Below are 25,937 nucleotides of genomic sequence, written 5' to 3'. Positions count from 1 at the left end.
CCGCAATTCTGGTAGCCGGTGCAAGGCCCGGCTCATCCCATCTTTATGTAGTTGTACGGGATGAGCATTTCCCTATTTTTGACGCTTAAATCACCCCGATGCGTAACATGCTCTCTGCCCTGGTGGCGATTCTGTTTTTGGGTCAGGTGTCGCTTGCCCAGGTACCTGATAGTGTTCGTTTATTTGTGGATAGTGCACTTACGCTGATGCAAAAACAATCGGTCTTCAGCAGCAAGGTAAACTGGCTTCAGGTGCGCGATTCAGTAGGCATGATTACGCGGAATGCGCGTACGTATGATGATGTTTTTCCGGCGGTGCGTTATGCCTTCAACCAACTGGGCGACCGGCATGGCTTTTTGCTACTGGGCGGTCAGCAATACAAAAATCCTGATCCCGCATTGGCATTCGATACCACGAGGCTTACCGCCAATATCAAACTCGCAGCCAGCAAGGGTCCGCGGATCTATGCCGGTGTGGTGGATAAGCAGTTTACTTATATCTCCATTCCTTTCTTTGGTGGTCAATCGGCCACCGAGGCGCGGGCTTTTGCGCAGCGCATCCAGGATTCGTTGTGCAGGTATACACACACCGGCACCAGGGGTGTCATCATTGATTTACGCTTAAATGCTGGGGGCAATTTGTTTCCGATGGTGGCTGGGGTGGCTAATGTGCTGGGCGCTGGACTGTACAGTGAGGGGGTGGATGCTTCGGGTAAAGTAACGGGTGCCTCGATGGTGAAGCAGGGGGCGGTGGAATGGTACGACTCTATCCCGCTGAAAGCAGAAAGGGGTTGCGGTGACTTATCGAAGTTGCCGGTGGCGTTGATCGTTGGCCCGGTTACGGCCAGTGCGGGAGAAATGATGGCGGTGGCCTTTACGGGCAGGCCCAGGTCGGTCGTGATTGGCGAACCCACCGGCGGGTATGTAACCTCGAACGATGGCCGCTACCTGCCTGGCAAGGGCAATGCGATGGTGCTGGCGATGGAGTATGTGCGCGACCGGAATGGCAAGGCTTATGTGTATGATGTGGTGCCAGGCATCAAAGTAGTGGGCGGAGACGATTACTTTAATCACAGCAAAGATAAAAAGATACAGGCGGCGGTGAAGTGGTTGCGGAAGACTAAGTAAACAGGTCGAAGATTCCTTCGAGGATGCCGAGATCATGCCCGGTTGCGCCAGGGTATTTATTCACATACGCTTCATTGAGCGCTGCAATAAAAGAGATGTGCGACAATCCGATGGCTGCGAAGAACCATACGATATGCTCTTTTTGCAGGAAGCAGTAATACGTACCACGGCATAAGGCCAGCGCCGGCAGTACCACCAGGATGATTAGCAAGGGTAAATAATATCCCCAGAAGAACCATTGAATACGTTGTGTATATTTTAGATACCTCCACACGAGACACTCCACGAACAATACGATAAGGATCGCAGCCAGCAGATAACCGTTCTCTCTAATGTATTCCCTACTCGCTAAATAAACGGGCCGATTGGTCACGGTTGCATACCGATCGTTTATGATCATCGTCACGAATTGGGTGAGGATGAGAAAGATCATGAGCACCAATTGCAGGTCAAGGAAATGCGTTGGCGGAATGGCCAGACCATCGGATGGACCTCGCTTTTTGCGCATTGGATGAAGGGGATTAATGGACTAGAAAAATAGCCATTTTCAAGCCAAGTGACCTTGCCCGGAGAGTTAATATTGACCTAAAATCCTCAAGCTTATGAATAATGGGGCCATTACTGTTCGGCGTAGTCGTTGAGGATGTCGGCGTTTTCGTTGGTAGTGGGCCTGGCAGCCATCTTCCAGTTTTTATGCGCATCGATCCATACAGTTACAAACAATGCATGCGCAATCAACAGGATCGACCAGGCAACGATCTGTTTAATCGTATTCAAAGTGGATTTAACATCAACATTTACGTCGACAAAAGGCATGGACACAGAATAAAGTATCGGTATGAAAACGAGCGCAATGAATATTCCCACCACATGTATTAGCGCCAGCTGCTTTTTTCGAATATGATACCGGTAGCGACAATACACAAAGAGCTCACCTGCCATCAGTAGCAACATACCAGCAACAGTCATTAACTGCGATACAACGATCCGCTGGTAATAGTCACCCAATTCGCCAGAAGCACTTTTCCAAATTGACTGAAGGGAGAGAAACAAAGCTACAGTGGATAGTATCTCAAACGCCAGGATGATGCTTAACCACCAGATGGGAGGAGTGTAGGCTTTTTTAGTCAAAGGGATTATTGGGTTTAGGTCTTGGTAGAAAAATACGCATTTCCGGAACAAAACAAGTGTTAAAGCATTTATTTCCCCTTCTGCTATATTGATTCCGAATAGTCGCTGAGGATCTCGGCTTTTTCCGAAAGGGGTACATCTATCGGTTTGCTTCGCGTTTTCCGGGCCGTTATCAATACAACTACAAAGCATATGTGGCCAATGATTAGGCTTCCCCACATGATGAACTGTTTGTACCTGGCGAACTCGACGGCCGCATCATCAGGTTCGTACACGCCAAACCTTGCGTTGCCTATGGTCAATAATGTCCCTATGACTGGTATCAGCACAAGAACCAGAAATAATGATGCAATGTGGATATGTGCCAAAGGTCTCTTTATTTCCCTAAACCGGATCCTCCAATAAGCGAATGCCTCTGCTGCCAAAAGGAAGATTATTGTAGCCAGACTTATTAATTGCCATTTGAGGAATAGTTGGTAAAACTCTTCTTCGTTGTAATCCCCACCGCTGTCATTTGACCAGAGGTCAATAACGGAATAACCCCACCAAATGGTAAAAACAATTTTAATTGCTATGATAGCTAGTATGTTCCAGACAGGCGTCTTGTAAGGTTTATTGTTCAAATTACGATGGTGGCTTTATGGGAGGTGTTCTTTCCTATAAATTCTTGATCTCCGCGATCAGGTCCTGCAATACCTTCTTGGCATCGCCAAAGAGCATCGAGGTTTTGGGCTGGAAGAAGAGATCATTTTCAATACCGGCATAACCGGGCTTCATACTGCGCTTGTTGACGATCACATTTTTCGCCAGTTCCACATCGAGGATCGGCATTCCGTAAATGGGTGACGCGGGATCGGTTTTGGCAGCAGGGTTCACTACATCGTTGGCACCCAGTACGAGTACAACATCTGTAGTGGCAAACTCTTCATTGGCCTGCTCCATCTCCTGCAGTTTTTCGTAGCTCACATCCGCTTCTGCCAGCAATACGTTCATGTGTCCCGGCATACGGCCCGCCACGGGATGGATGGCATATTTTACAGTCACACCTTTGCTTTCGAGCAGCTTCTCCAGTTCGTGACAGGCATGCTGTGCCTGCGCCACCGCCAGTCCATAACCCGGCACGATCATTACTTTGTGCGCATAGCTCATGATGACGGCTGTATCGCTGAGGGATATTTCTTTGTAGGCGCCTTGTTCCTTCGAGCCACCTCCTCCTCCCCCACCGGTGTTGCCACCACCAAAGGAGCCGATCAGTACATTGAGCAACGACCGGTTCATTGCCTTACACATCAATATCGTGAGCAGGGTACCGGCCGCACCTACGAGGATACCACCGGTAAGCATTACCTTATTATCGTACAGGAAGCCGCCACAAGCTGCGGCCACACCGGTAAACGAATTGAGCAGGGAGATCACCACCGGCATATCGGCCCCGCCAATGGGCATTACGAATAAGATACCGTACAACAACGAAAGTGCCAATACGGTATAGAACATCGTGGTGATGAATGCTATGTTCAATGGTGTCGTTGGTGCATCGTCGACAGGCCCCACACTCATCCTGATCTTATAGATCAGAAAGATTGATAAGCCGACTATTGCTACCAGGATCACCTGGTTTACGATGTGCTGCCCTTTGAAGGCGAAGTCCTTGATTTTTCCATTGAGCTTGCCCCAGGCGATCATACTACCGGCAAACGACACAGAGCCAATGATCAGCCCGGCAAAGATGGTAATGAGTACGCCCGATTGTACGCCCAGCTCCAGTACAGCATTGTCGATCTGGTCGCCGGATTCATAGGCTTCCGTGATGGAATTTTTAAACCCTTCTCCTGCATAATGGCTAAACTCGATGAGTGAGATGAGGGCCGCGCAGGCGCCACCCATTCCGTTGAAAAGGCTCACCATTTCGGGCATGGCGGTCATCTTCACCTTCTTTGCGGCCAGGGTGCCTACAATGGCGCCGATAAGGAGGCCGCCAAAGATCCATCCGTAATTATGCAACTTCGCGCCGGTCTCATCATCCCGATAAAGGAAGATGGTACCGAGTATAGCGAGCGTCATCCCGGCCGCGGCTATCCAGTTGCCTTTACGTGCAGTGGCTGGGTGCGACAACATCTTAAGTCCGATGATAAAGGTGACCGATCCGATAAGATAGATGAGCGTGAGTATACTGAATTCCATAATCCGTTAATTCGTTAATGCCATTGATTGTTGCGCCCTGTTGTCAGCAACACCGGCGCTTTACTTTTTTTTCGACTTGAACATCTCCAGCATCCTGTCGGTCACCACAAAGCCCCCCACCACATTGAGCGTGCCCAATACCACGGCCAGGAATCCGAGGATGAGTGCCGGATAGTTATCGCCTTCGGCTTTGCCCATTACAATGATGGCGCCGATGATCACCACGCCATGTATCGCATTGGCGCCACTCATGAGCGGCGTGTGCAATACGCTGGGCACCCTACCGATCACTTCTATTCCTACGAAGATCATCAGGATCACGATGTATATGATCTGTTGACTATCGGACAACCATTTCAATACTGCTTCCATAGCTGTTGATTTCTGTAGTTAATTGTTATGCTGTGCCTTTTACCCGGTCGTTGACCACGTTGCCGCCATGCGTGATGCAGGCGCCCTTCACGAGGTCATCTTCCCAGTTGAGGTGGATGGCCCCTTCTTTATTGATAATGAGCTGCAGGAAATTCAGGATATTTTTACCGTAGAGCTTACTGGCATCGGCAGGCATGGTGGCAGGCAGGTTGCTATCGCCAATGATGCGCACGCCGTTGACCGTTACCGTTTCATTGTTCTTTGTATACGGTGTATTGCCGCCGGTGGCTGCTGCCAGGTCGACGATGACCGATCCGTTACGCATGGCGCCAATCATAGATTCGGTGATCAGTATCGGTGCTTTTTTGCCAGGTATCTGCGCCGTAGTGACGATGATATCGGCTTTAGCAGCACTTTCGGCTATCTTTTGCTGTTGCTTTTGTTTGTAGTCTTCGCTTTGCTCTACGGCATATCCACCGGCTTTGGAGGCATCGGCCGCTCCTTCCACTTCTACAAATTTAGCTCCCAGGCTCATCACCTCTTCTTTAACTGCAGGCCTCGTATCGAAGACCTCCACAACGGCGCCGAGACGGCGTGCGGTGGCAACGGCCTGGAGGCCTGCCACCCCTGCTCCGAGGATGAGTATTTTGGCCGGAGCGATGCTACCGGCGGCTGTCATGAACATGGGAAAATAACGGCCATAGTGATTAGCAGCTTGCAACACGGCTTTGTAGCCGGCTATATTGGCCTGCGAACTGAGCACATCCATGCTCTGCGCCCGCGTTGTGCGGGGCAACATATCGAGACTGAAGGTAGTAAGTTGCTGACGGGCCCAGTCCTGCATGAGGCCGGGATGGAACAAAGGCTGGTAAACACCTATCAATATTTTCGAGGAAAGTGGATGGGTGTCGGTGAGCTGGTGGATGGATAGCAGGATATCGGCTGCATTCAACACCTCCTGCCGTGTTTTGATGCCGGCGCCGGCTTTGGTATATTCCTGATCGTTGCTCCAGGCTTTTTCTCCTGCCCCCTGCTCTACCAATACCGTAATGCCTTTTTTGGTAAGCGTTGCTACCGCTTCGGGCAGCAGGGATACGCGTGTTTCGGCTGATGATTCTTTTAAAATTCCGATCGTCATACCCATTGTTTGTTCTTTCAAGGTAAGGAAAAATCGGCTTCGGGTATGTAAAGTATTGATGAGTATTTTATTGTGCGGGCATAAAAAAACTGGCCGAGGTATCCTGTGGGGATCACCCTGACCAGTTTATCGTTGTGCGCTATTTCTTATCCGTTTCTTAATAAGCCTGCGCGAAGAACACCCGTTGCTTGCTGGGCTTTCCGCTAAACACGCAAACGCCTTCTTCCTTTTCGCCATCGAGCGGGATGCAACGAATGGTAGCCTTGGTTTGCTCCTTGATCTTCTCTTCGGTTTCGGCTGTGCCATCCCAATGTGCCGAGATAAAGCCACCTTTCTCATTCAGCACTTTCGTGAACTCATCCCAGCTGTTCACTTTCGTGATGTTCTCGTTGCGGAAGTTGAGGGCCTTGTTGTATATAGCCTGCTGAATTTCGGTGAGCAGGTTTACGATATGGTTAGCCAGTCCGTCGAGCGATACGGTTGTTTTTTCGCGGGTATCGCGGCGGGCCAGTTCCACCACATTGTTTTCGAGATCGCGGGCACCCAGGGCGATACGCACCGGCACTCCCTTCATCTCATGCTCGGCAAACTTCCAGCCCGGGCGGGTATTGTCGTTGTTATCGTATTTAACCCGTACACCGGCGGCCTTGAGTTCGGCCATGAGGGCCGTTACCCTGGCATCGATGGGCGCTTTGCTGTCTTCGCCCTTGTAGATGGGAACAATCACCACCTGGAAGGGGGCAATTTTAGGCGGCAGAATGAGCCCTTCGTCGTCGCTGTGCGCCATTACGAGTGCACCGATGAGGCGGGTAGATACGCCCCAGCTGGTGGCCCATACATAATCGAGCTTATTGGTCTTGTCGGAGAATTTTACGTCGAATGCTTTGGCAAAATTTTGTCCGAGGAAGTGCGAAGTACCGGCCTGCAGGGCTTTTCCATCCTGCATGAGGGCCTCGATACAATACGTTTCAACCGCACCGGCGAATCGCTCGCTCTCCGACTTCAGGCCTTTTATCACGGGCAATGCCATCCAGTTCTCCACGAAATCGGCATATACGTGCAGCATTTGTTCTGCTTCGGCAATGGCTTCCTGGGCCGTAGCGTGGGCGGTGTGGCCTTCCTGCCAAAGGAACTCCGCAGTACGCAGGAAGAGGCGGGTACGCATTTCCCAGCGCACTACGTTGGCCCACTGATTGATGAGGATGGGCAGGTCGCGGTACGACTGTATCCAGTTCTTATACGTATTCCAGATGATGGCTTCGCTGGTAGGGCGCACCACGAGTTCTTCTTCGAGCTTAGCCTCGGGATCGACCATGAGGCCGCCTTTTTTATTGGGATCGGACTTCAACCGGTAGTGGGTTACCACGGCGCATTCCTTGGCAAAGCCCTCGGCGTTCTTTTCTTCAGCTTCAAAAAGGCTTTTGGGTACAAAGAGCGGGAAATAAGCGTTGACGTGGCCAGTATCCTTGAACATTTTATCGAGGGCGTCGCGCATGTTTTCCCAGAGGGTGTATCCATATGGTTTTATTACCATACATCCGCGTACAGCCGAATAATCGGCCAGGCCGCCTTTTATGACGAGGTCGTTGTACCATTGCGCATAGTCGGCACTTCTGCTGGTGATCTCTTTGCTCATTTTGTTTGTGTTATAGCGCCCGGTCGGGACAGGAATGTGTTTGAACGACAAAAATCAAGGCTTTCTGGCTGATTTTCATGGTCAACTTTAACAATCCGGCTGCATTTTTTAATGGTCCCAGCCGCCTTTTTATTGTAATTTTATTCTGAAAGAACGCAAAAGTAGCAACTTCACATCGTAAATCATTAAAATAGCCCTAATCATGTCCCGACTTCTACTTTTCACTGCACTTGCAGTAACTGTTTTTACCAGTTGCGGTGTGTACAGGCACGGCGAAACCAAGACACCGGATGACGTGTACTATTCGCCTGCCCGTGGCGGCGGTGCCGCTTATGTGGAAACGGAAAACAAGCGTGACGGTTACTACCGCGCCGACAATTACAACGACAGTTACTCGTACGACGATCGTTGGCTGCGGATGCGGGTGCGCGACCGTTATCGCTGGAGCGCTTTTGACGATTATGACTGGAATGACTGGCGCTACAACAGCTGGAATTACAGTCCGCTCTCCTACGGCTACGGCGCCGGCTACAACCCGTACTATTACAACAATTTCAACTTCTACTTCAACCAGTATTACGCCTGGAACAGCTATTACAACCCGTATTGTCCCGGTATCATTATCGTGAACCCCAAGGGCAACCAGCAGGTGTATAGCAAAGTGCGAGATTTCAACCTGAGCCGGTATACCAACACCAATTACAACAACAGCAACCGCGCACTGAGCGCTTCGAAAACAGGCATGTTCTCGACGGGTGCACCCAGCTACAACAATGCGAATACGCGCAGCACCAATAGCCTGGGCAGCAGCATCAGGAAAGTGTTCTCGAATGGCAACAGCAATTCGGGATCCGGCAGAGGAACTTACTACACACCGGGGTCGAGCGATCGTCCGACGCGTACCTATACGCCCTCGAGCGACAATTCATCGAGCCGTAGCTATACCCCCTCTTCTTCCAGCAGCTCTTCAAGAAGCAGCAGTAGCAGTGGCAGCAGCAGTAGTGGAAGTAGCGGAAGCAGTGGCGGCGGCGGTGGTGGTGTTAGCAGGCCTTCACGCGGTGGCAACTAATATTTGAAAATATTCATGAGAGGAAACAGGATTTAAGATGTCTTGAATTTTGATTCCTCTTTTTTTATACTTCCCCCGATCAATTTGAATTGACACACATGAACAGAAAAATTTACCTCATCGCCGCCTTGTTTGCCGGGCAGCAGGCGGTGGCCCAGACTCCCGAGGATGCGTTGCGCATGAGTTGGAATGTTCCTTCGGGATCGGCCCGTAGTATGGCGATTGGCGGCGCTGTAGGCGCCCTGGGTGGCGAGATCACCAACCTGTGGGTAAACCCCGCAGGCCTGGGTTTCTATAAAACGAGCGAGCTGGTATTGAGTCCCGGACTCACCCTGGCCAGCGCCAAAGGAAGTTTTCGCGGTACGGATGTGAAGTCCGATAACCTCACCCGCTTCAACCTCGGTGCTTCGGGCCTGGTTTTCGGCTACAGCGATCCTTACAGCCGCTGGAGCAGCAAGGCCTTCAGCATAGGCGTAAACCGGGTGGCCAATTTTGCCGGCAGCACCTATTACAAGGGCACCAACGATTACAGTTCCTTTACAGAGCCTTTGGCCAATGAGTTCTATAACTTTTATGTGAATGCCAAGAACCAGAATCCAGGCCGCTATAATAAGGATATCATTAACGATGCACTCAACGATAATTCCATATCGCTGCAGACCAAAATGGCCCTCTATACTTATCTCGTCGACATTGACAGTACAGCCAGTGGCAGCACGGTATTTTCGAGGGCCGAAGACCTGGGTGTAGTGAACCAGGAAAAGCAGGTAACCACCAAGGGAGGCATTACCGAGATCGCCCTGGGCTTTGCTTCGAATATGGACGACAAGCTGTTCCTGGGCATGAGCGTGGGCATCCCCATCGTGAATTATGTTCGCAACAGCACTTTCACTGAATCGGACCCGCTGACCGATCTCAATGACTTCAATTACTCAAGGGTTGAGGAAGAGTATACCTCGAAGGGAGTTGGTTTCAATGCCAAACTGGGTTTGATCTTTAAACCCATCAACAGGCTGAGACTGGGTGTGGCGGTGCATACGCCAAGCCTTTATGCCCTGAAAGAACAGACCAGCCTGAAAATGGTGACCGATGTCGAGAACCTGTTTGGCGCCGGTAAAGGGGTTGACAGTGTACGCTCGGCCGTGTTCCAGAATGGCAGCGACCCTACTTATAAGTATGACATGGTTTCGCCCTGGAAGTTTATGCTGAGCGGCTCTTACGTGTTGCACGAAGTGGAAGATGTATCGGCCCAGCGTGGTTTTATTTCTGCCGATATTGAATATGTAACGTATGGCAGCTCCAAATTCAAAGAAGCCGAAGACAATGGAGAAGCAGAATACTACAAGCAGGTAAGCGATGCCGTAAAGGAACTATACAAAGGCGCTATCAACTTCCGGGTGGGTGGTGAACTGAAGTTCAATACCATCATGACCCGCCTTGGTTTTGCTTACTACGGCAATCCCTACAAAGACAGCGAACTCAAAGCGAATAAGATGAACGTGAGCGGCGGCTTGGGTTACCGCGACCGGGGTATGTGGATCGACCTTACTTATGTGCGTGCGCTTAGCAAAGACAGCGATTTCCCCTACCGCGTAGATGCTCCCCGTGCAAACACCTACGCTACCATTAAAGATCAAACCAGCAATATCATGCTCACGGTGGGCTTCAAGTTATAATAGCCTGTACCGCCTATGCGCGTGATGCGCAAACTCATTTTTTACTTAGTGGATTACCATAATAAAACCCCGCCTGAAAAGGCGGGGTTTGTTTTCAAGGTTCTTTTAAAAACCTTAACCCTTCACTTTAAAAGCCCTCATAGGGGATCTCTACGGATTGCCGGGATTCGCTCCCGGCTGGTTGTTTGGCATTACAAAAGTCGGATATCTTATTAGAATAATTTCACATCCAATTCATCATCTGGTCATAATATTAACAAAATTTACCTTTCGCTAAGTAGTTGACCTTACCCATGCTAATTATCTGCCCAATGATGCAACTTTCCTCTCCATTCAGCGCGTCGCTGCCGCACAAAATTCCTGGACATCCTGTTCATTATTTGGCGAAAACCATTGTGTTTCAACATCTTTCTTAAACCAGGTCAATTGCCGCTTGGCATAATGCCGGGTATTGGTTTTTATGGCTTCCACGGCCTCCGGAAGGCTTTTTTGGCCCCCGAAATAATCAAACAACTCGTTGTATCCCACGGTTTGAAGTGCGTTCAGGTGCTTCCAGGGAAGCAAGGATCGTACCTCTTCCTGCAAACCCTGCGCCATCATGATCTCCACCCGCCGGTTAATATTTTCATAGAGCAAGGGACGGGGGAGGTCGAGTCCAATTTTAACAATCTTGAAGGGGCGTGTTGCCTTATTACCCTGCTGATAGGTCCGGATGGACTGCCCGGTGGCCATTTTCACTTCGAGGGCCCGGATGAGCCGCTGAGGGTTGTGTATTTCGCCGGTACTGTAATACACCGGGTCGAGCTGCGCTACCTGCTGTTGCAACCAGGAGAGGCCCTGCTGTTCATACTGCCGGCTGATCTGTTCACGAACCTCCAGCGATACGGGCGGTATATCATCGAGCCCTTCACAAAATGCTTTTACATATAATCCTGTGCCACCCGTCATAACGGCTACGGGGCGATGCGCGAATATTTGGTTAACGGACTGTAGCGCATATTGTTCGAACACGGCGGCATTGACCTCCTGCTGTATGGAATGTGAATTGATAAAGTAATGGTGCACGCGCGCCAGTTCTTCGGTCGAAGGTTTGGCTACCCCGATGCTCATTTCGCGGAAACACTGCCTCGAATCGGCGGAGATGACCGATGTCTGAAACTGTTCTGCTACGCGGATAGCCAGGGCCGTTTTTCCAACGGCGGTGGGTCCTACAATTACTATACAGGTTGGCTGCATCTTATCCTGTTAACAAAAAGGGAGGTGATCTCCGCTGCTGGACATCACCTCCCCCAATAGGTTGCGGTTCTATGTTAAATTTCTTCGTCCTTGCCTTCTTCGTCGGCTTCTTCACCCAGCCCGAGTCCATCTTCATCATCATCCCCTTCGGTTCCGAATCCTTCGGCGCCGGCCTTGAGATCGTATTTCTCCTCCACTTCAGTGAGCTTATCGCCTACCAGGCCTTTGGTGCCATATTGTGATGGTGCAATACCTTCGGTTTTTGCTACCACCGGATAGTCGAGTTTGGCGTTCTCTTCTTTCGACACATTGATCAACTCCACCAGGAAGCTCCATCCCTTTACAAAATCGTAATTGTAGATGAACTTTTGGTTGGGATCGCGGATCTCGGAGCCAATGGTCGTTTCCTCCATCAGGAGTGGCGTTACTTTGTACGCCTTATCGTATTTGGCCAGCGATATTTCCCTTCCGCGCTGCCAGTGGTCGTTGCTGCGGAAGAAGGTAGCCTGGTGTTTATTATCGAACTCGTAGGCTTTCAGAATGATCTGGTGCAGCTGTAAAAACGATTGGGTATGCTTTACGGCCACATCACGGTAGATGCTATCGTCTTCTTCAAAATATATCCTGAATTTCAGTACAGCCATAGTTGTTTCGTGTTTTTGGGTTTTGGTCCAGCAGTTGTGAAGACTTATGCCAGCTGTTATTGCTCCAAAAGTAATATAATTCCTCTAAACTCTTTTCTTCGCACAACTATCATACCAGCAACCCTTTTAGCGCCTGGTAATTATACGATTGGTTTGAGGCCCATTTCCACAGCAATTTTCATCATAAAATCGTAAGCGGCATCGTAGTTGTTATCAATTTTTCCATCCAGGATCGCTTCCCGGATGGCGTTCTTGATATCTCCCACCTGCCTGCAGGGTGAGAGGCCAAATATTTCCATGATCATTTCGCCGGTGATGGGAGGCTGCCAGTTGCGGATGCGATCTTTCTCTTCCACTTCGTGCAAGCGTTCCTTTACCAATTCGAAATTTTCGAGATAGCGTTTTACTTTCTGCTTGTTTTTGGACGTAATATCGGCACTGCACAGCAACATGAGTGCATCGATATCATCGCCGGCATCGAACAGCAATCGGCGGATAGCTGAATCGGTGATATCCTCCTTGGTAAGGCTGATGGGGCGTAAATGCAATTCGACGAGTTTACGTACGAACCGCATCTTTTCATTCTGCGGTAATTTAAGCCTGGTGAAAATGCGGGGTACCATACGGCCACCAACGACCTCATGGCCGTGGAAGGTCCACCCGTGACCGCCTTCGAATTTCTTGGTAGGCGGCTTGCCGATATCATGCAATAATGCTGCCCAACGCAACCACAGATCGTGCGTGTGCTGGCTGATATTATCGACTACCTGCAGGGTGTGGTAGAAATTATCTTTATGCCCCATTCCATCAACATATTCCGCTCCAACCAGATCAATCATTTGCGGAAAGATGATGTGCAGCAAACCGCTTTTGTACAACAGATCGAGCCCTACTGAAGGACGCGGACTTAACAGAATTTTATTCAACTCGTCGGTAATCCTTTCCTGGGAAATGATGCGTATGCGCTCCACATTGTCTTTGATGGCCTGGAATACGGGTGGATGGATCGTATACCCGAGCTGTGAGGCGAATCGGACGGCCCGCATCATGCGCAACGGATCATCGCTGAAGGTGGTTAACGGATCGAGCGGGGTGCGAATGAGTTTACTTTCCAGATCGGCCAGGCCGTTGAAGGGGTCTATCAGTTTGCCATAGTCGGCCTTGTTAAGGCTGATGGCCATGGCATTGATGGTGAAGTCGCGCCGGTCCTGGTCGTCTTTGATGGTGCCAGGCATTACCTCGGGGTTGCGGCTATGATAGCGGTAACTTTCCTTGCGGGCTCCCACAAATTCTATTTCGAAAGCCGATTCGTCTTTCATTTCCACCGGCATTGGCTCTGCCATTGCCTCCACCTCGTCCTGCGTATGAACATGCTCCTTTACGGCATGTTCGCCGGCATGTACCGCATCTTCTTTCTTGTAGAAGTGTTTTAGTTTGATCTGCGCGGTACCATAGGTTTTGAAGAAGGCTACCGGCGGACGCGGGTTGAACCGGTCAGCTACCCGGTGGGCCAGTTCAATTCCATCGCCTACACAAACGATATCGGCATCCTTCGTATTACGACCTATCAATTTATCACGCACAAAGCCGCCGATAACCCATGCTTCCACGCCGAGATCGGCCGCAGCATGTGCGATCTTATTGAACACAAACAATTCCTTATCGGTACACCGGATATCCATTCGGCAAATGTAAGCAAGATGGAACAAGCGGAAAACTGCCTTTGCAAAAGAAAGGAAGTATTTGTAGCGCAGGGTGCGCCAATCGTATTATACCCGAAGGCCGACATTAAATTGCACCATCGTACCTCCTAGGCAAGGCTGGCCAGCAATTGGGCTTCCTGTATGTTGTGAGCACATTTGAAGTGGCCGAGCGGACAGGTTTTGCGGCCATGCAAGCCACAGGGGCGGCAGGGCAAAGGTTCTTTCACTTCTACGATGAATTGTTTGTCGGACAAGGGTCCAAATCCAAACGAAGGCAGCGTGGAGCAATACACGGCGGTGACCGGTGCATTGACCGATGAAGCGAAATGCATGGGCGCAGAGTCGTTGACGTAATTCATGACCGCCTGCTTCATCAGGGCGGTTGATTGCAGGAAGTTGAGCTTGCCGCAAAGGCTTAGCACCTTGAGGTGGGGCGCTCCTTGCTGTATGTTAGCAGCCAGGTCGGCATCGCCGGGGCCACCCAGCAGGTATACTGTATAGGCCGGTGTTAGCTGGCGCAAAAAAGCGACCCATTTATCAGCAGGGTACTGCTTGGTGAACCATACTGATGCCGGAGAGATGGTGATATAAGGCAATTGCTGATATCCCTTTACCACTTCTTCATCGGCTGGCGAAGGATACAGACGGGGTCTTTCGGGAGGGCCACTGGTGAAATCGCTGATCAGTTCATCGTTCCGCTCTATTTCGTGCAGGGTATGGGTACCATCGCTGATGACATGTTTTATCCTTTTGGTAAAGAACCTGCTGAAAGGATTTTTATCGAAGCCGATGGTCTCTTTAGCGCCTGAAAGGGCCGTGATCAATCCTGTAGCGGCGAAACGTTGTATGTTGATGATCTTATCGTACTGCTTAGCCCGTACGCGCTGCAGAAGATCCCAAAGGCTCTTGTACTTTTTTCCGGATTTTTTCTCCCATATCAGTACTTCCCGTAGATAGGGATGATTTTTCACCAGGCCTTCATTGCCTTTGCGCACCATAAAATCGATCTGCGCCTGTGGATACTGGCGGTGCAGCTTTTCGATGATACCGGTGGCCAGTACAACATCTCCGATAAAGGCGGTTTGAATGACGAGCAATTGCACGGGTGGTTCGCTATTTTGTTGTTATCATCCCTTGTTTCTGCAGTTATGGCCTTATGACAGTTACCTGCCCGCGCTCCCAGCGCACAATGGCCGAAGGAGCTGCAATGGCTGTATCGTCACGCCTATGTCGCACCACATAATCGACCTGTTCTTTGATGGCTTCCGGTATTTCGGCAAATGTGCGGGGGGAAGGTTCTCCGCTGATATTGGCCGAGGTAGACACGATGGGCCTGCGCAGGCGTTTGATGAGGTGTTTACAATAAGTTTCCTGTACGATGCGGATCGCAATGGATCCATCCTGGTTGACGAGGTTATCGGCCAATCCGATCGCCCCCTCATAAATAACAGTAGTGGGTTTCGTTACCCCTTCGAGGTAATCGAAAACGGCCAGGTCGGGGTTGGCTACATATTGCAGGAGGTCGCGCTCATCGGCCAGCAGCACGATCATGCTCTTGGTTTCGGGCCGTTGCTTCAACTCGTATATCCTGCGAACGGCGTCGGCATTGGTGGCATCGCAACCAATGCCCCAGATGGTATCGGTAGGATACAGGATCAACCCACCGCGCTGCAGCACTGCCAGGCCATTTTCCACATCAGTATTAAAATCCATGCTGCAAATGTAGCGGCTAAAAGGCGGCTATGACCAACTTATTGTCTTTTTTATCATAACAGGCATAGTAGTATTTGTTACCGCTCATGATGAGGTTCTCGGCAGCGGCAGAAACGTCGAAGGCCTGATAATCGGGATACGTGTCGGCCCAGTCATTGACGATACCACCGGGTTCGCCCTGGATATGAGTAAGTGTATTATCCTGCAGCAGCGACCGGAATTTTGCAGAGACCGTCCAGGAATTGCTGGAAAACCCACCCATGAACATCATTGAGCCAGTGCCCCCAAAGGAGCCATGGTTATGAACATATGATGCGGTAGCGTAAGAAGCGATGGTCATAATGATGCGGCCGTGCTGATGCAGGGCCATGATAACGGCTTTGCCATTGACCATCTTGCGCAACAGTTGTTTTGTTTTACCGAGCTCCCGGCTGTCATTGGCGCCCAGGACAGCGCCCCCTTCCTGCGTAATAGGTGTGTTACCAAAAACGATCTGCTTGGTTCGGCTGCCTGCCTGGTATTGCTGCAGCACAGCGCCAGATCGTATATCGGAAATTTCAACCTGCAGCGTATCGATGGTAGCCTGCACATAAAATAAGTTATTACCCAGCAGGTAAGAGTTGACGGAGACGGCAGTTTCCACCGGCACCCGGATAACCTGGTGCAGGATATTACGTTCTGCCGTTCTTTGATTGGCCAGGTCGAATATATATGCTTTGGTAGGCTGGCCAGGTTCATCGAGCAGAAGGTAGAGCGTATCGCCCTGTACATAGAGTTTGTTGGGGTTCTGCACCTTTGCGATGGCCGGCTCGCCGGCAGCAAGCATCTTATCGGCATTCATGACCCGCCGGTACAGATTGGCATCTCCCTGCCATTCTTCTTTGTTGAATGTATGGCGGGTGGTGGTATAAGTGCTGTCGCTGGTGATGTCGTAAACCGTCATTTGGGCCGATCTTCTACTGGCGGTTACATAAAGGAAATGGCCCGGACTGTTGACACGCTCTGTTTCTTTTTCTTTTTCCGGATCGAAAGGCAATACTTTTTTATACTGATGGCCTGTAAGGGTATTGTACGAATAAGCATGTATCCCTTTCTCAAAAGACTTTTGCGTAAAGAAGCTCACCAGGTTGCCGGTCATGACGGCGCCCAGCACTTTGTCTTCGGGCCTTCGTTTGAATGCCCAGGACTTCGTTGGCTGCATGTTGGTATCTACAAGCCAGGCGCGCAATGAATCTTTGCTGGTGAGGAAGAGGCAGTGCTGCTTTTGGTCTTTGGAGGAAATGGTATAGAGGTGTTGATCGGCGCCATTCCACCCAACATACGACTCAAAGGTGTACTTCTTTTGGGCATGAAGCGAAAGGGCATGCAAGCACAGGATCAGGATCAATAGGGAACGCATACTTGTCAGGTTTAGGACCGCTAAATATAATAAAAACAGGAATTTTCCCGGGAAATTTAATAGACTAACTATTCAGTAAGTTTGCAAAAAATTGGCAACATGGAATTACAGCAATTGATTGTAGAAGCCTGGGGCAACCGGGAATTATTAAAAGATAATAAATATAGCGAGGCGGTTAAGTCGGTCATCGCAGAAGTGGATAAGGGTTTACTGCGCGTGGCATCCCCCGGCCCCGATGGCTGGACGGTGAATGAATGGGTGAAGCAGGCGATCCTGCTATACTTTGGTATTCAGCAAATGCAGACCTGGACGGTAGGCCCGTTCGAGTTTTACGATAAAATGTTATTGAAAAGCAACTACAAAGACCTGGGCGTAAGGGCTGTACCGCATGCTATTGCACGCCATGGCGCCTATATCGCGCGCAATGTGGTGTTGATGCCCTCTTACGTAAACATCGGTGCTTATGTAGATGAAGGCACGATGGTGGATACCTGGGCTACCGTGGGCAGCTGCGCACAGATCGGCAAGGGCGTGCACCTGAGTGGCGGTGTGGGTATTGGCGGCGTGTTGGAGCCCCTGCAGGCCTCTCCGGTGATCATTGAGGATGGTTGTTTTATCGGCAGCCGTTGTATCGTAGTGGAAGGCGTGATCGTAGAGAAAGAAGCGGTACTGGGCGCCAATGTGGTGCTGACCAAGAGCACGAAGATCATCGACGTGAGCGGTCCGGAGCCCGTTGAATACAAGGGCCGCGTACCGGCACGCAGCGTAGTGATACCCGGTTCTTATACCAAGAAATTCCCTGCCGGCGACTACCAGGTAGGTTGCGCCCTGATCATCGGTCAGCGTAAAGCGAGCACCGATCTCAAGACAAGCCTCAATGATGCGCTGCGCGATTTCAATGTAAGCGTATAATGATTTGAAGCAGGGTTCAGTGCCGACGTCTTCTCCCGACTCCCACTGCCTGCTATCACCACCATAAAAGAATGGCCCTGGTTGCGGGTGATTGCTGCTTGCCGCCAGGGCTTTTTTTGTTGATGAAAGACGTAAAGAAGAACCATACGATCACCTGGGCCGGGTTTGCCATTACCTTATTGGGTTCACTCCTGTTTTCGACAAAGGCCATCATCGTGAAAGTGGCTTTTGCCCATGTGGCGGTAGATGCACTTACGCTGCTCACTTTACGTATGGTGTTCTCGCTGCCTTTTTATTCAGGTGCGGCCTGGGCCGTAAGCCGCAAGAAAGACAATATTCCGCTCACCAAACGACAGTGGACCTATGTGCTGGTGCTGGGCCTCTTTGGTTATTACCTCAGCAGCCTGTTCGACTTCGTGGGTCTGCAATATATATCGGCGGGCCTGGAAAGACTGATCCTCTTCCTCTACCCTACGTTTGCCGTATTGATCAATACATTTGTTTTCAAACAGCCCATACACCGGATGCAGAAGATCGCCCTGCTCCTCACCTACATCGGTATTGGCCTGGCTTATTTTGGTGAACTGCGGATCGATACGCACAACCCCAATTTCTACTTTGGGAGTTTTCTCATCTTTCTCTGTGCAATTACCTATTCGATCTACATTGCCGGAAGCGGGTATGTTATTCCAAAAGTGGGTGCTACCAAATTCACCGCCTATGCGATGCTGGCTGCCACGGCGGGCATATTTATTCACTTCCTGATTGCCGGCAGCTTTAGTGCCCTGCAGCAGGGGGCTGACCTGTGGATGTACGGACTGCTGCTGGCCATCTTTGCCACGGTGATCCCATCGTTCCTGATATCGCTTGGCATGAAGAAGATCGGATCGAACAATGTGGCCATCATTTCCAGTATCGGACCTGTATCGACGATCCTGCAAGCCTACTTCATATTGGGTGAGAGCATCTTTATGGAGCAGATCGCGGGTACGGTATTGGTGATCATTGGTGTGTTGTTAATTGGCTGGAAAAGAGAGACTGCCGTAAAATAATCAACTTCTTTTTTTGTAAAAATGTAATTTACCCTATATTTGCACCCCCGAACACAAAGTCAGCGGTTCGAAAATCGAAAGATCAAGAGCCTAACGACAAACCTGCCCAGGTGGCGAAATTGGTAGACGCACTGTGTTCAGGTCGCAGCGCTCGCAAGGGTGTGCTGGTTCGAATCCAGTCCTGGGCACGCTGAAAAGGCCCCGACGAAAGTCGGGGCTTTTTTGTTTAAGGTTATGACGAGATTGATGATGGGTCCGGGGAAGTAAAAAAGTTCTACTCTACTGAGGCGATACAGCATTGAGATTGGAATTTGCATTACCAATTCTTATTTCATCATAGTAAAGCACCCGTTTACTGGCGGGTGAATAGGATGCCCAACCATCCCATCCCCATTTGTAAATACCTACTTTGAAATAAGGATAAGCTTTATCATTGAATGAATTGGGACCATACAGACTGAATACTTTCACCTTATTCTTCCATACCTCCAGAATGCCATCGCTCTTATAAGAGAATTTGATGTGAAACACCCAGTCGTTCCATTTCATTTTGTCGACCGGGCCGAGGTCAACCTTCTTCTCGCCATCCTTGGTGAGGTTGGTGTTGACTGCCGCGGAGGCCCACATGATGTGCAGGTAATATCGACCATTTATGATGCCGAAAGATACGGGCGGCGAGCGCCAGTTTTCGCCCAGGTTCCAGTCGGGCATGTCATGCCACTGGGCGATCTTTTCTGCGAGCGGATCGGTAACAAAATCGCCTGGCAGGTAATTACTGAAGCCAAACCATTTTTCAGGTTCGGGGAAACTTTTTTGACGGATCTCCGCACGCGAGTATTTGTAGTTGAGTATATCGGCTTTAGTGAGCTCGAACCGGGCCGAATATTTCCCTTTCCTGGCAGGCACTTCGCTGCTGATCTGTAACGACCCGGACCGACAGACCTCCTTTTCCCATTTCTTGAAATCGATGGCGTCTTCGAAGGCAGTAATAATCGCTACATTGTTCCCGGTAGCATTGCCGGTGTTAGTAGAGCCGCCTGGTGTCGTTGCCGATCCCCCGCCAGCAAACTCCATCCAGTTGAAATTCCATCCGGCTGATACAGACTGGATACGCAGGTTTTGCTTTCCTGCGGGCAGGTTAACTGTTGCACTGGCAGTGGCATATACCTGACCACCGGGCGTTGCCGGCAATTGTACAGTAGCCAATACAGTTCCGTCTGGTTTCCTGATCTGCAAACTGCCTCCGGGTCCCGCCACCCTGAAAGACACCTGCTGGCTGCCGGCCGTGGCGAGGTTAACCGGGTACTCCATCCAATCGCCGGCAGAGATATAGCCGACATTCTTACCACCTTCTCTGCATGTTTCGACCTGAACGCCCAACATTTTGGCGTAATCTTCGGCCTCAATGCGCTGGGCTGCTGCCTTTAGCGACGAAGAGGCCGCATCTGTGGCGATGGACTCAATAGCCACGGCGTCAAAGGCACTGTGGGCAGTGCATACATCGTCGATAAAAGGGGAATCGGGATTAAAGGCTACATCATTTTTGTGGCATGACATCCATTGGACCGAAGTGACAATTACTGCAAGGCGCAGTAGTGTTTTGGTTTTGCTCATTGGACATGACTTTAATGTTCTTTAATAAATAGAAATGCCCCGCATGGTATGCGGGGCCGACCCGTCAAGCGAGCAAAACCAGTGCCATTATCCTTTACCTCCAAAGCGGCCACCTTTACCCGGTATGCTCAAGACAACATGAATTGTCCGTTACGGTGTTGCCTGATGGAAAGCATAACCGGGGTAGCCATATTACCTTCCTACCGAATACGCCCTTGGGTTACACCCGGCTTGATCCTCACAATGTCAATTTTACATGAGATACCGGCTCTCCCGCACCAGCACTCGCAGAGAGGCACATTAGCTGTATCAGGTAATCTCATTTTTTCTCACATTTTTTTGCAGCCCGCGCCCCATCCGGGTTTTGCTTTAATCCTTCAGCCCCCTCCCGTCGACACCCCCATCACCCGCCTGGCCTGAAATGTCGAAAACCGGAGCCGAAATGACCTAATTCCAGTTTTAGATGCGTAGGAATGAACGTACATTTCGTATAGCTTAAACTACTTTTACAAAAATAATCACGGTGCTCATCAGCGATAAAAAAGTGAGGCCTTATGGCTATCTGGCATTTGGCTTGCTGTTTTACTGTTTCTTCATGCTCGACATGTTCTTTGCCGCCCCCGTCAAAAACCTGCTGATCAAGACCATTATCGTTACCTGCTTTTTTACGATACTGGTTTGGGAGCCTGTACGCCTGATAGCGCTTTGGGCTCACCGGCGCTGGGGCAGCGCCAGCGAAGCTGTGAAAAAACGAACGATCGTTGCCGCCATACTGGTACCCTATGGATTTATCCTTGGCTTTCTACGCATTTATATTGAAGGATCCCTCCGCATCTGGGGCGTTCAGGTTATGAACATTCCGGTTTACCTGCTGTTCACCGGCATTTCTATGCTCTTCATTCTGCTGGCCATAGTGTGCTACGAAGTCATTTTCTATATACAGCGCTGGCAGACCACCCAACTGGAAGCCAATGAATTGAAAAAGCTCAACCTGCACATGCAATTCGACTCGCTGAAAGTGCAGATCCAACCTCACTTCCTGTTCAATACCTTAAATACCCTGATCGGCCTCATTGAAAGGGACCAACAGAGGGCTATCCACTTTACCGAAGATCTTGCCTATGTTTACCGTTACCTGCTCGAGGCCAACCAGTCTAACATCATCAGCCTCGAAGAGGAATTGAAATTCGTCAAGATCTATTTTTCGCTACTGAAGACCCGTTATCCGGAAGGGCTATTCCTCGAAGACCGCATTGAAGACGCAGCACTCTTTGATGTGCCTCCCTTAAGCCTCCAGTTGCTGATCGAGAATGCGGTAAAGCATAATACCATTACGCGTGCCCACCCCCTCTATATCAACCTATGGCTCGATAAGGGCCAGGAACGGGTCACTGTCCGAAACAATTACCAGCCCAAATACCAGGTGGCGAGATCAGGCCGGGGACTCGAACACATGACAAAGAAATTCGAACTCCTTGCCCTCCCCCCCATTCAAATAGAAAACGACCAACATTATTTTACCGTCAGTTTCCCTGTCATTAAAGCTTCCACATGAATGTACTGATCATCGAAGACGAACAAATGGCTGCACAAAGATTAACGGAAATGCTTAGCGAGCTGGAACCTTCGGCCGAAATTGCCGGCGTACTGGACAGCCTGGAGTCGAGCATTGCGTACCTGAAAAGATCGTCCGACCTGGACCTTATATTTATGGATATCGAGCTGGGCGACGGCCGCAGCCTGGAGATCTTCGACCAGGTGAAAATTGATGTTCCCATCATCTTCATTACAGCCTACCAGGAACATGCGCTGCGGGCCTTCAAGCAAAACAGCATCGATTACCTGTTAAAGCCATTGCACAAGACTGAATTAAAAGCCGCGCTGGAGAAGTTCCACCGTTTGCATAACCGGCAGGATGCTGTTTTACCTCCCAACATGCTTCAACTGCTCAAAGAGATCAACATAGCAGACCAACCCTCCTACAAAGACAGGTTCCTGGCCAAGGCAGGGTCGCGGATGGTAACGGTATCCACCCAGAAGATAGCTTACTTCTACACCAAAGACAGAAGTCAGTTCATCAAAACTTCCGGCAACGAAGACCTGCTCATTGATAAGCCGCTGGACGAGATAGAATCGGAACTGGATGGCAGGCAGTTCTTCCGGGCCAACCGGCAGTTTATCATTAACTATAACCACGTAGAAAAAGTACAGGCCTGGCTAAGCGGTAAACTCAAGGTACAGGTAACTCCAGCCGCCTATGAAGATATTGTCGTAAGCAGGCTGCGCGCCAGTGACTTCAAGAAATGGCTGGGTGACTAGCTTATTGCCACACAGCAGGTCCGCATTTAACATAGACCCCCTATTTCGGACGTACGACAGATCATTCCGGTATTCTGTTCCATCATTTGGAGCGGCCAGCACACTCATGCGCTTACTTCAATTGTCTTAATACCATCACAGGCAGGGAAACCTGTGCCAGCAACCATACGACCATCACCAAATCATTTACCCCATGCGAAGTTTTAAAGGCCTTATGCCTGCACTGTTATTATTTTCATTGATAACTATACACCCTGGTTGCAGTAAAGATGACAAACCCGAAGAAGAGATCAACGAGCAGCCTGGCCATATACCGGGGCTGGGCAACGAAAATGGCGATCCCACCGGTGAACTCTTCAAATTACCCAAGGGAGTTTCCCTGGTAGGACAGATCAAGGGCGCCGAATATTACCGTAGCACTCCTGGCGGCTGCGCTTTTGACGGCAACGGCGGGGAAGTAGTAGTCAAGATCACCCTGCAACGCGATTCCATTGGCGGACCACTTACCGTGGAGTTTCCGCCGGGCCTGATCATCGTATCGGCTTCCGAAGGGTTTCAAAGTGGCTTACTGGTTGAAAGCGTGTTGGTCACTTTGCCTCCGCGGTCACCCGGCTCCGGCGCCCCGCAGTGTACGGCCACGTTATTGCTTTCGTGCCTCAACCTGTTCAAGAAGCCTTCTGAAGATTTTGCTTTCTATAAGTTTGGCCCCGTCACCAATTCTCCGCTGATCAAGGACCTTTTCAAACGACTTGCCCGCAAGAAGATCATGTATAGCGAGTATACCAATAAGGAAGACTGGAAGGAAGCCGCCGAAACTGTGCAGGATGCCATCTGGGGCCTTACCGACGATGATGGACTAAGCGACGACATGCTTCGGTATATCAGCGAACTGCCCAACAAGTAAGATTGCGTCCACAAGGCAGGTAGCTACTCAACGCACCAACTTAACCCTTAAACTGATCGGCCAGCTGACTGAATCAACCACCCCGACCGCAAAAGAAAAAAGGCCGCTTGCGCGGCCTTCAGACCCTGGAAAGGGTCAATTGTCATAGGATAAGGTGCAATCCCTTTCACAAAACAAAAAGGCTTGCGATTCCAAACACTAACAAACTACTAAGACGACTATTCAACTCCCTGCACGACACCGGGGTGCTGTGCGGAAAGTCCATGAAGAAACATGATGTTGGTTGCTTAGCAGGGACCGGTTCTCGGCATCAACTCTTGATTTTATAGAACCGGTCTATGAGGTTACTGATCAACAGGCCGAGTATGATGCCAGTGCACAGGATAAGGATTAACTGCATCGGTTAAGGTTTAAGGGTACAGGTTTAAGGTTAAGGGTCTGCTGTAAGGTTTCAGTGGTAAACACTTTATGTTCCAAAAATCTCATCTGTTTGCCTATATTTGTTCGGAACTATTACGACATAAAAATAGGAACTTTTTGGAACTTATCCCATTATTTTGGGAACTTTGTTTTCCACATTTTACAGCTAATTGATCATCATGGCTTTTGGTAAGGAAATAAAAAGATTGCGCGACGGCATCAACCTGTCGGCCCAGAAACTGGCCGATCTCATTGGCATCGATGCCGAAAGACTCCGTAAGTGGGAACAGAAAGACCTCAACCCCCGCGATGAAGACGTGGCGCGGATTGAACAATATTTTGGCCTTCCCCTTGAAGAGATCATGCAGCTGGAGCATTTAAGAGCCGCCTCTCTGGCGCCGCGCGCCACCACCGACAATACCACGAAGGCCGTACGCCGTATCCTGGAAGCACGGGAATCCAGAGGCCTTACCCAATCGGCCGTCGCCGATCAACTAGCCTCCACCCTGGGGCAAACCTACTCCCTGCGGCAATACCAAAAGATGGAAGCAGGCGAGTTTCCCAAGTTCAAGAAAGAGGTAGTACGGCAGTTGGAAACCATTCTCGGCATTCAACTATACGAACTAATATATGAACAAACACAACCTGCACATGAATCTTTAGACGGCGGCGCTGAAACATCGCTAAGCCACCTCGCCCATCGGCGCAAGCTGAAGACCGAAGAAGACTACGATAGCGACGGTATCATCTACGTTCCTATCGCCGCCCAGGCAGGCTACGCCAGATCACTCGGCAATGAACTTTACCTGCACCAGCTGCAGAAATTCGTACTGCCAGGCTTTCCCTATCGCGGAGAAAAGTACCGCGTATTTGAAGTGAAAGGCGATAGCATGGAACCGGTGTTCAAGGAAGGATATCATCTTATTTGTGAAAGGATAGAACAGGAAGGTTGGCTTCAGATCGCCGAATTCTATGCTTACATCATCGTACTGGAATCGGATATCATCCTGAAACGCCTCGCCTTTAAGGATAAGGAAAACTTTGTAGCGATCAGCGACAATGAGTTCTACAAACAGTTCCTGCTGCCGATGAAGGATATCCGCGAACTGTGGCTGGTAAAACGTAAAATGGATTGGGAGATGGCGCCGGGTAAGAAATACAAGATCGAGATATAACACCGCACGAACTGTCACGGATATCAGGCCCGGCATTTAACAGATGCCGGGCCTGTCTTTTGCAATCAACTCCGAAACTGTCGGTATATTTGCGGCCTAAGCAATTCATTACCGTACTCAAAATTCATATTTATGTCAGCACTTAATCTCAACATACCACACCAGCTTTCGCAGGATGAAGCGCTCAAGCGCATCAAAAGCCTGCTCACCAATCTGAAGGAAGAACAAAAGGACGTGATATCCAATGTAGCTGAGAACTGGCAGGGAGAAAAAGGCGATTTCAGTTTCTCCGCCAAGGGCTTTGACCTGGCCGGTAACATACAGGTAACCCCTTCCAATGTGGAGATCAATGCCGACCTCCCTTTCGCGTTATCATTCTTCAAAGGCATGATCGGGTCGGTAATCACCAACAAAGCCAATGAATTGTTGAAATAGCAGGAACCGTTACGAGTAGCGATCCGCTATTCCATGAATAAAAAATGCGGGCTGATGGATAACCACCAGCCCGCATTT

The 25,937-nt window shown here is 50.0% G+C and carries 24 protein-coding genes and 1 tRNA gene; 11 read left to right on the top strand and 14 right to left on the bottom strand.

Annotated elements, in window-relative coordinates; genetic code table 11:
* The first annotated feature begins 98 nt into the window (after positions 1–98).
* Entirely contained in the window at positions 99–1,127 is a 1,029-nt protein-coding gene (locus tag P2H89_RS28800; protein ID WP_275833705.1) for a S41 family peptidase, read from the top strand.
* Here P2H89_RS28800 and P2H89_RS28795 read toward each other — a convergent pair.
* The 7 genes from P2H89_RS28795 to proS all read right to left on the bottom strand — a co-directional run bounded on the left by P2H89_RS28795 (position 1,120) and on the right by proS (position 7,588).
* Positions 1,120–1,635 (bottom strand): hypothetical protein, encoded by a 516-nt coding sequence (locus tag P2H89_RS28795; RefSeq protein ID WP_275833703.1) that lies wholly within the window; start codon positions 1,633–1,635, stop codon positions 1,120–1,122. The two genes, P2H89_RS28800 and P2H89_RS28795, sit on opposite strands and share 8 nt — an antisense overlap.
* A gap of 110 nt (positions 1,636–1,745) precedes the next feature.
* Positions 1,746–2,258 carry a hypothetical protein gene (locus P2H89_RS28790; protein ID WP_275833701.1) on the bottom strand — a complete coding sequence of 171 codons (513 nt, stop codon included), beginning with the start codon at positions 2,256–2,258 and terminating at the stop codon, positions 1,746–1,748.
* An 83-nt stretch (positions 2,259–2,341) separates the two neighbouring features.
* Positions 2,342–2,881 (bottom strand): hypothetical protein, encoded by a 540-nt coding sequence (locus P2H89_RS28785; RefSeq protein ID WP_275833699.1) that lies wholly within the window; start codon positions 2,879–2,881, stop codon positions 2,342–2,344.
* 34 nt (positions 2,882–2,915) lie between these two features.
* A complete protein-coding gene (locus tag P2H89_RS28780) occupies positions 2,916–4,442 on the bottom strand; it encodes an NAD(P)(+) transhydrogenase (Re/Si-specific) subunit beta (protein WP_275833697.1) in 1,527 nt (508 codons plus the stop codon).
* A 60-nt stretch (positions 4,443–4,502) separates the two neighbouring features.
* The gene (locus tag P2H89_RS28775) at positions 4,503–4,814 is read right to left on the bottom strand and encodes an NAD(P) transhydrogenase subunit alpha (protein ID WP_275833695.1); all 312 of its coding nucleotides are present in this window, start codon (positions 4,812–4,814) and stop codon (positions 4,503–4,505) included.
* 25 nt (positions 4,815–4,839) lie between these two features.
* Complete coding sequence (locus tag P2H89_RS28770) at positions 4,840–5,952, bottom strand: Re/Si-specific NAD(P)(+) transhydrogenase subunit alpha (protein ID WP_275833693.1); 1,113 nt, start codon at positions 5,950–5,952, stop codon at positions 4,840–4,842.
* A gap of 157 nt (positions 5,953–6,109) precedes the next feature.
* Entirely contained in the window at positions 6,110–7,588 is a 1,479-nt protein-coding gene (gene proS / locus P2H89_RS28765) for a proline--tRNA ligase (RefSeq protein ID WP_275833691.1), read from the bottom strand.
* Between the two features lie 202 nt (positions 7,589–7,790).
* Between proS and P2H89_RS28760 the strand changes: the two genes are divergently transcribed.
* Complete coding sequence (locus P2H89_RS28760) at positions 7,791–8,657, top strand: hypothetical protein (protein ID WP_275833689.1); 867 nt, start codon at positions 7,791–7,793, stop codon at positions 8,655–8,657.
* 98 nt (positions 8,658–8,755) lie between these two features.
* The gene (locus tag P2H89_RS28755) at positions 8,756–10,333 is read left to right on the top strand and encodes a hypothetical protein (RefSeq protein WP_275833687.1); all 1,578 of its coding nucleotides are present in this window, start codon (positions 8,756–8,758) and stop codon (positions 10,331–10,333) included.
* A gap of 333 nt (positions 10,334–10,666) precedes the next feature.
* Here the strand turns inward: P2H89_RS28755 and miaA are convergent, their stop codons facing one another.
* The 6 genes from miaA to P2H89_RS28725 form a co-directional block, all read right to left on the bottom strand.
* Complete coding sequence (gene miaA / locus P2H89_RS28750; protein WP_275833686.1) at positions 10,667–11,569, bottom strand: tRNA (adenosine(37)-N6)-dimethylallyltransferase MiaA; 903 nt, start codon at positions 11,567–11,569, stop codon at positions 10,667–10,669.
* A 74-nt stretch (positions 11,570–11,643) separates the two neighbouring features.
* Entirely contained in the window at positions 11,644–12,213 is a 570-nt protein-coding gene (locus P2H89_RS28745; RefSeq protein WP_275833684.1) for a hypothetical protein, read from the bottom strand.
* Positions 12,214–12,353: 140 nt separating this feature from the next.
* Positions 12,354–13,895: an HD domain-containing protein gene (locus P2H89_RS28740; RefSeq protein WP_275833682.1), complete on the bottom strand. Its 1,542-nt coding sequence runs from the start codon at positions 13,893–13,895 to the stop codon at positions 12,354–12,356.
* Positions 13,896–14,023: 128 nt separating this feature from the next.
* A complete protein-coding gene (locus P2H89_RS28735; protein WP_275833680.1) occupies positions 14,024–15,019 on the bottom strand; it encodes a glycosyltransferase family 9 protein in 996 nt (331 codons plus the stop codon).
* Positions 15,020–15,062: 43 nt separating this feature from the next.
* Positions 15,063–15,629: an L-threonylcarbamoyladenylate synthase gene (locus tag P2H89_RS28730; protein ID WP_275833678.1), complete on the bottom strand. Its 567-nt coding sequence runs from the start codon at positions 15,627–15,629 to the stop codon at positions 15,063–15,065.
* A gap of 16 nt (positions 15,630–15,645) precedes the next feature.
* A complete protein-coding gene (locus P2H89_RS28725) occupies positions 15,646–17,028 on the bottom strand; it encodes a hypothetical protein (RefSeq protein ID WP_275833676.1) in 1,383 nt (460 codons plus the stop codon).
* Positions 17,029–17,127: 99 nt separating this feature from the next.
* On the opposite strand from P2H89_RS28725, the gene P2H89_RS28720 reads away from it, so the two are divergent.
* The 3 genes from P2H89_RS28720 (at position 17,128) to P2H89_RS28710 (ending at position 19,180) form a co-directional block, all read left to right on the top strand.
* Entirely contained in the window at positions 17,128–17,940 is an 813-nt protein-coding gene (locus P2H89_RS28720; RefSeq protein ID WP_275833673.1) for a 2,3,4,5-tetrahydropyridine-2,6-dicarboxylate N-succinyltransferase, read from the top strand.
* 122 nt (positions 17,941–18,062) lie between these two features.
* Positions 18,063–18,992: a DMT family transporter gene (locus tag P2H89_RS28715; RefSeq protein WP_275833672.1), complete on the top strand. Its 930-nt coding sequence runs from the start codon at positions 18,063–18,065 to the stop codon at positions 18,990–18,992.
* A gap of 104 nt (positions 18,993–19,096) precedes the next feature.
* Positions 19,097–19,180: transfer RNA gene (locus P2H89_RS28710), tRNA-Leu, on the top strand.
* Positions 19,181–19,271: 91 nt separating this feature from the next.
* Here P2H89_RS28710 and P2H89_RS28705 read toward each other — a convergent pair.
* The gene (locus tag P2H89_RS28705) at positions 19,272–20,606 is read right to left on the bottom strand and encodes a heparin lyase I family protein (RefSeq protein WP_275833670.1); all 1,335 of its coding nucleotides are present in this window, start codon (positions 20,604–20,606) and stop codon (positions 19,272–19,274) included.
* Between the two features lie 523 nt (positions 20,607–21,129).
* Here P2H89_RS28705 and P2H89_RS28700 point away from each other — a divergent pair.
* The 5 genes from P2H89_RS28700 to P2H89_RS28680 all read left to right on the top strand — a co-directional run bounded on the left by P2H89_RS28700 (position 21,130) and on the right by P2H89_RS28680 (position 25,859).
* A complete protein-coding gene (locus tag P2H89_RS28700; protein WP_275833668.1) occupies positions 21,130–22,161 on the top strand; it encodes a sensor histidine kinase in 1,032 nt (343 codons plus the stop codon).
* Positions 22,158–22,925: a LytTR family DNA-binding domain-containing protein gene (locus P2H89_RS28695; protein WP_275833666.1), complete on the top strand. Its 768-nt coding sequence runs from the start codon at positions 22,158–22,160 to the stop codon at positions 22,923–22,925. Before P2H89_RS28700 ends, P2H89_RS28695 begins: the two co-directional genes overlap by 4 nt.
* 193 nt (positions 22,926–23,118) lie before the next feature.
* Positions 23,119–23,829, top strand: coding sequence for a hypothetical protein (locus P2H89_RS28690; RefSeq protein ID WP_275833665.1), 711 nt, complete (start codon positions 23,119–23,121; stop codon positions 23,827–23,829).
* Positions 23,830–24,428: 599 nt separating this feature from the next.
* A complete protein-coding gene (locus P2H89_RS28685; RefSeq protein ID WP_275833663.1) occupies positions 24,429–25,424 on the top strand; it encodes a helix-turn-helix domain-containing protein in 996 nt (331 codons plus the stop codon).
* A gap of 132 nt (positions 25,425–25,556) precedes the next feature.
* The gene (locus P2H89_RS28680; protein WP_275833661.1) at positions 25,557–25,859 is read left to right on the top strand and encodes a polyhydroxyalkanoic acid system family protein; all 303 of its coding nucleotides are present in this window, start codon (positions 25,557–25,559) and stop codon (positions 25,857–25,859) included.
* Positions 25,860–25,937: the final 78 nt, after the last annotated feature.

Source organism: Paraflavitalea sp. CAU 1676 (assembly GCF_029223285.1).
In the GTDB taxonomy this organism is placed as follows: Bacteria; Bacteroidota; Bacteroidia; order Chitinophagales; family Chitinophagaceae; genus Paraflavitalea.
The sequence above is the reverse complement of the archived record's forward strand: the minus strand, read 5'-3'. Positions and strand labels throughout refer to the sequence as shown.

Coding starts and splice junctions, on each gene's coding strand:
- P2H89_RS28695 (WP_275833666.1), top strand. CDS start 22,158: ATGAATGTACTGATCATCGAAGACGAACAAATGGCTGCACAAAGATTA.
- P2H89_RS28705 (WP_275833670.1), bottom strand. CDS start 20,606: ATGAGCAAAACCAAAACACTACTGCGCCTTGCAGTAATTGTCACTTCG.
- P2H89_RS28690 (WP_275833665.1), top strand. CDS start 23,119: ATGCGAAGTTTTAAAGGCCTTATGCCTGCACTGTTATTATTTTCATTG.
- P2H89_RS28775 (WP_275833695.1), bottom strand. CDS start 4,814: ATGGAAGCAGTATTGAAATGGTTGTCCGATAGTCAACAGATCATATAC.
- P2H89_RS28780 (WP_275833697.1), bottom strand. CDS start 4,442: ATGGAATTCAGTATACTCACGCTCATCTATCTTATCGGATCGGTCACC.
- P2H89_RS28800 (WP_275833705.1), top strand. CDS start 99: ATGCGTAACATGCTCTCTGCCCTGGTGGCGATTCTGTTTTTGGGTCAG.
- P2H89_RS28680 (WP_275833661.1), top strand. CDS start 25,557: ATGTCAGCACTTAATCTCAACATACCACACCAGCTTTCGCAGGATGAA.
- proS (WP_275833691.1), bottom strand. CDS start 7,588: ATGAGCAAAGAGATCACCAGCAGAAGTGCCGACTATGCGCAATGGTAC.
- P2H89_RS28740 (WP_275833682.1), bottom strand. CDS start 13,895: ATGGATATCCGGTGTACCGATAAGGAATTGTTTGTGTTCAATAAGATC.
- miaA (WP_275833686.1), bottom strand. CDS start 11,569: ATGCAGCCAACCTGTATAGTAATTGTAGGACCCACCGCCGTTGGAAAA.
- P2H89_RS28715 (WP_275833672.1), top strand. CDS start 18,063: ATGAAAGACGTAAAGAAGAACCATACGATCACCTGGGCCGGGTTTGCC.
- P2H89_RS28795 (WP_275833703.1), bottom strand. CDS start 1,635: ATGCGCAAAAAGCGAGGTCCATCCGATGGTCTGGCCATTCCGCCAACG.
- P2H89_RS28685 (WP_275833663.1), top strand. CDS start 24,429: ATGGCTTTTGGTAAGGAAATAAAAAGATTGCGCGACGGCATCAACCTG.
- P2H89_RS28725 (WP_275833676.1), bottom strand. CDS start 17,028: ATGCGTTCCCTATTGATCCTGATCCTGTGCTTGCATGCCCTTTCGCTT.
- P2H89_RS28770 (WP_275833693.1), bottom strand. CDS start 5,952: ATGACGATCGGAATTTTAAAAGAATCATCAGCCGAAACACGCGTATCC.
- P2H89_RS28755 (WP_275833687.1), top strand. CDS start 8,756: ATGAACAGAAAAATTTACCTCATCGCCGCCTTGTTTGCCGGGCAGCAG.
- P2H89_RS28760 (WP_275833689.1), top strand. CDS start 7,791: ATGTCCCGACTTCTACTTTTCACTGCACTTGCAGTAACTGTTTTTACC.
- P2H89_RS28720 (WP_275833673.1), top strand. CDS start 17,128: ATGGAATTACAGCAATTGATTGTAGAAGCCTGGGGCAACCGGGAATTA.
- P2H89_RS28745 (WP_275833684.1), bottom strand. CDS start 12,213: ATGGCTGTACTGAAATTCAGGATATATTTTGAAGAAGACGATAGCATC.
- P2H89_RS28730 (WP_275833678.1), bottom strand. CDS start 15,629: ATGGATTTTAATACTGATGTGGAAAATGGCCTGGCAGTGCTGCAGCGC.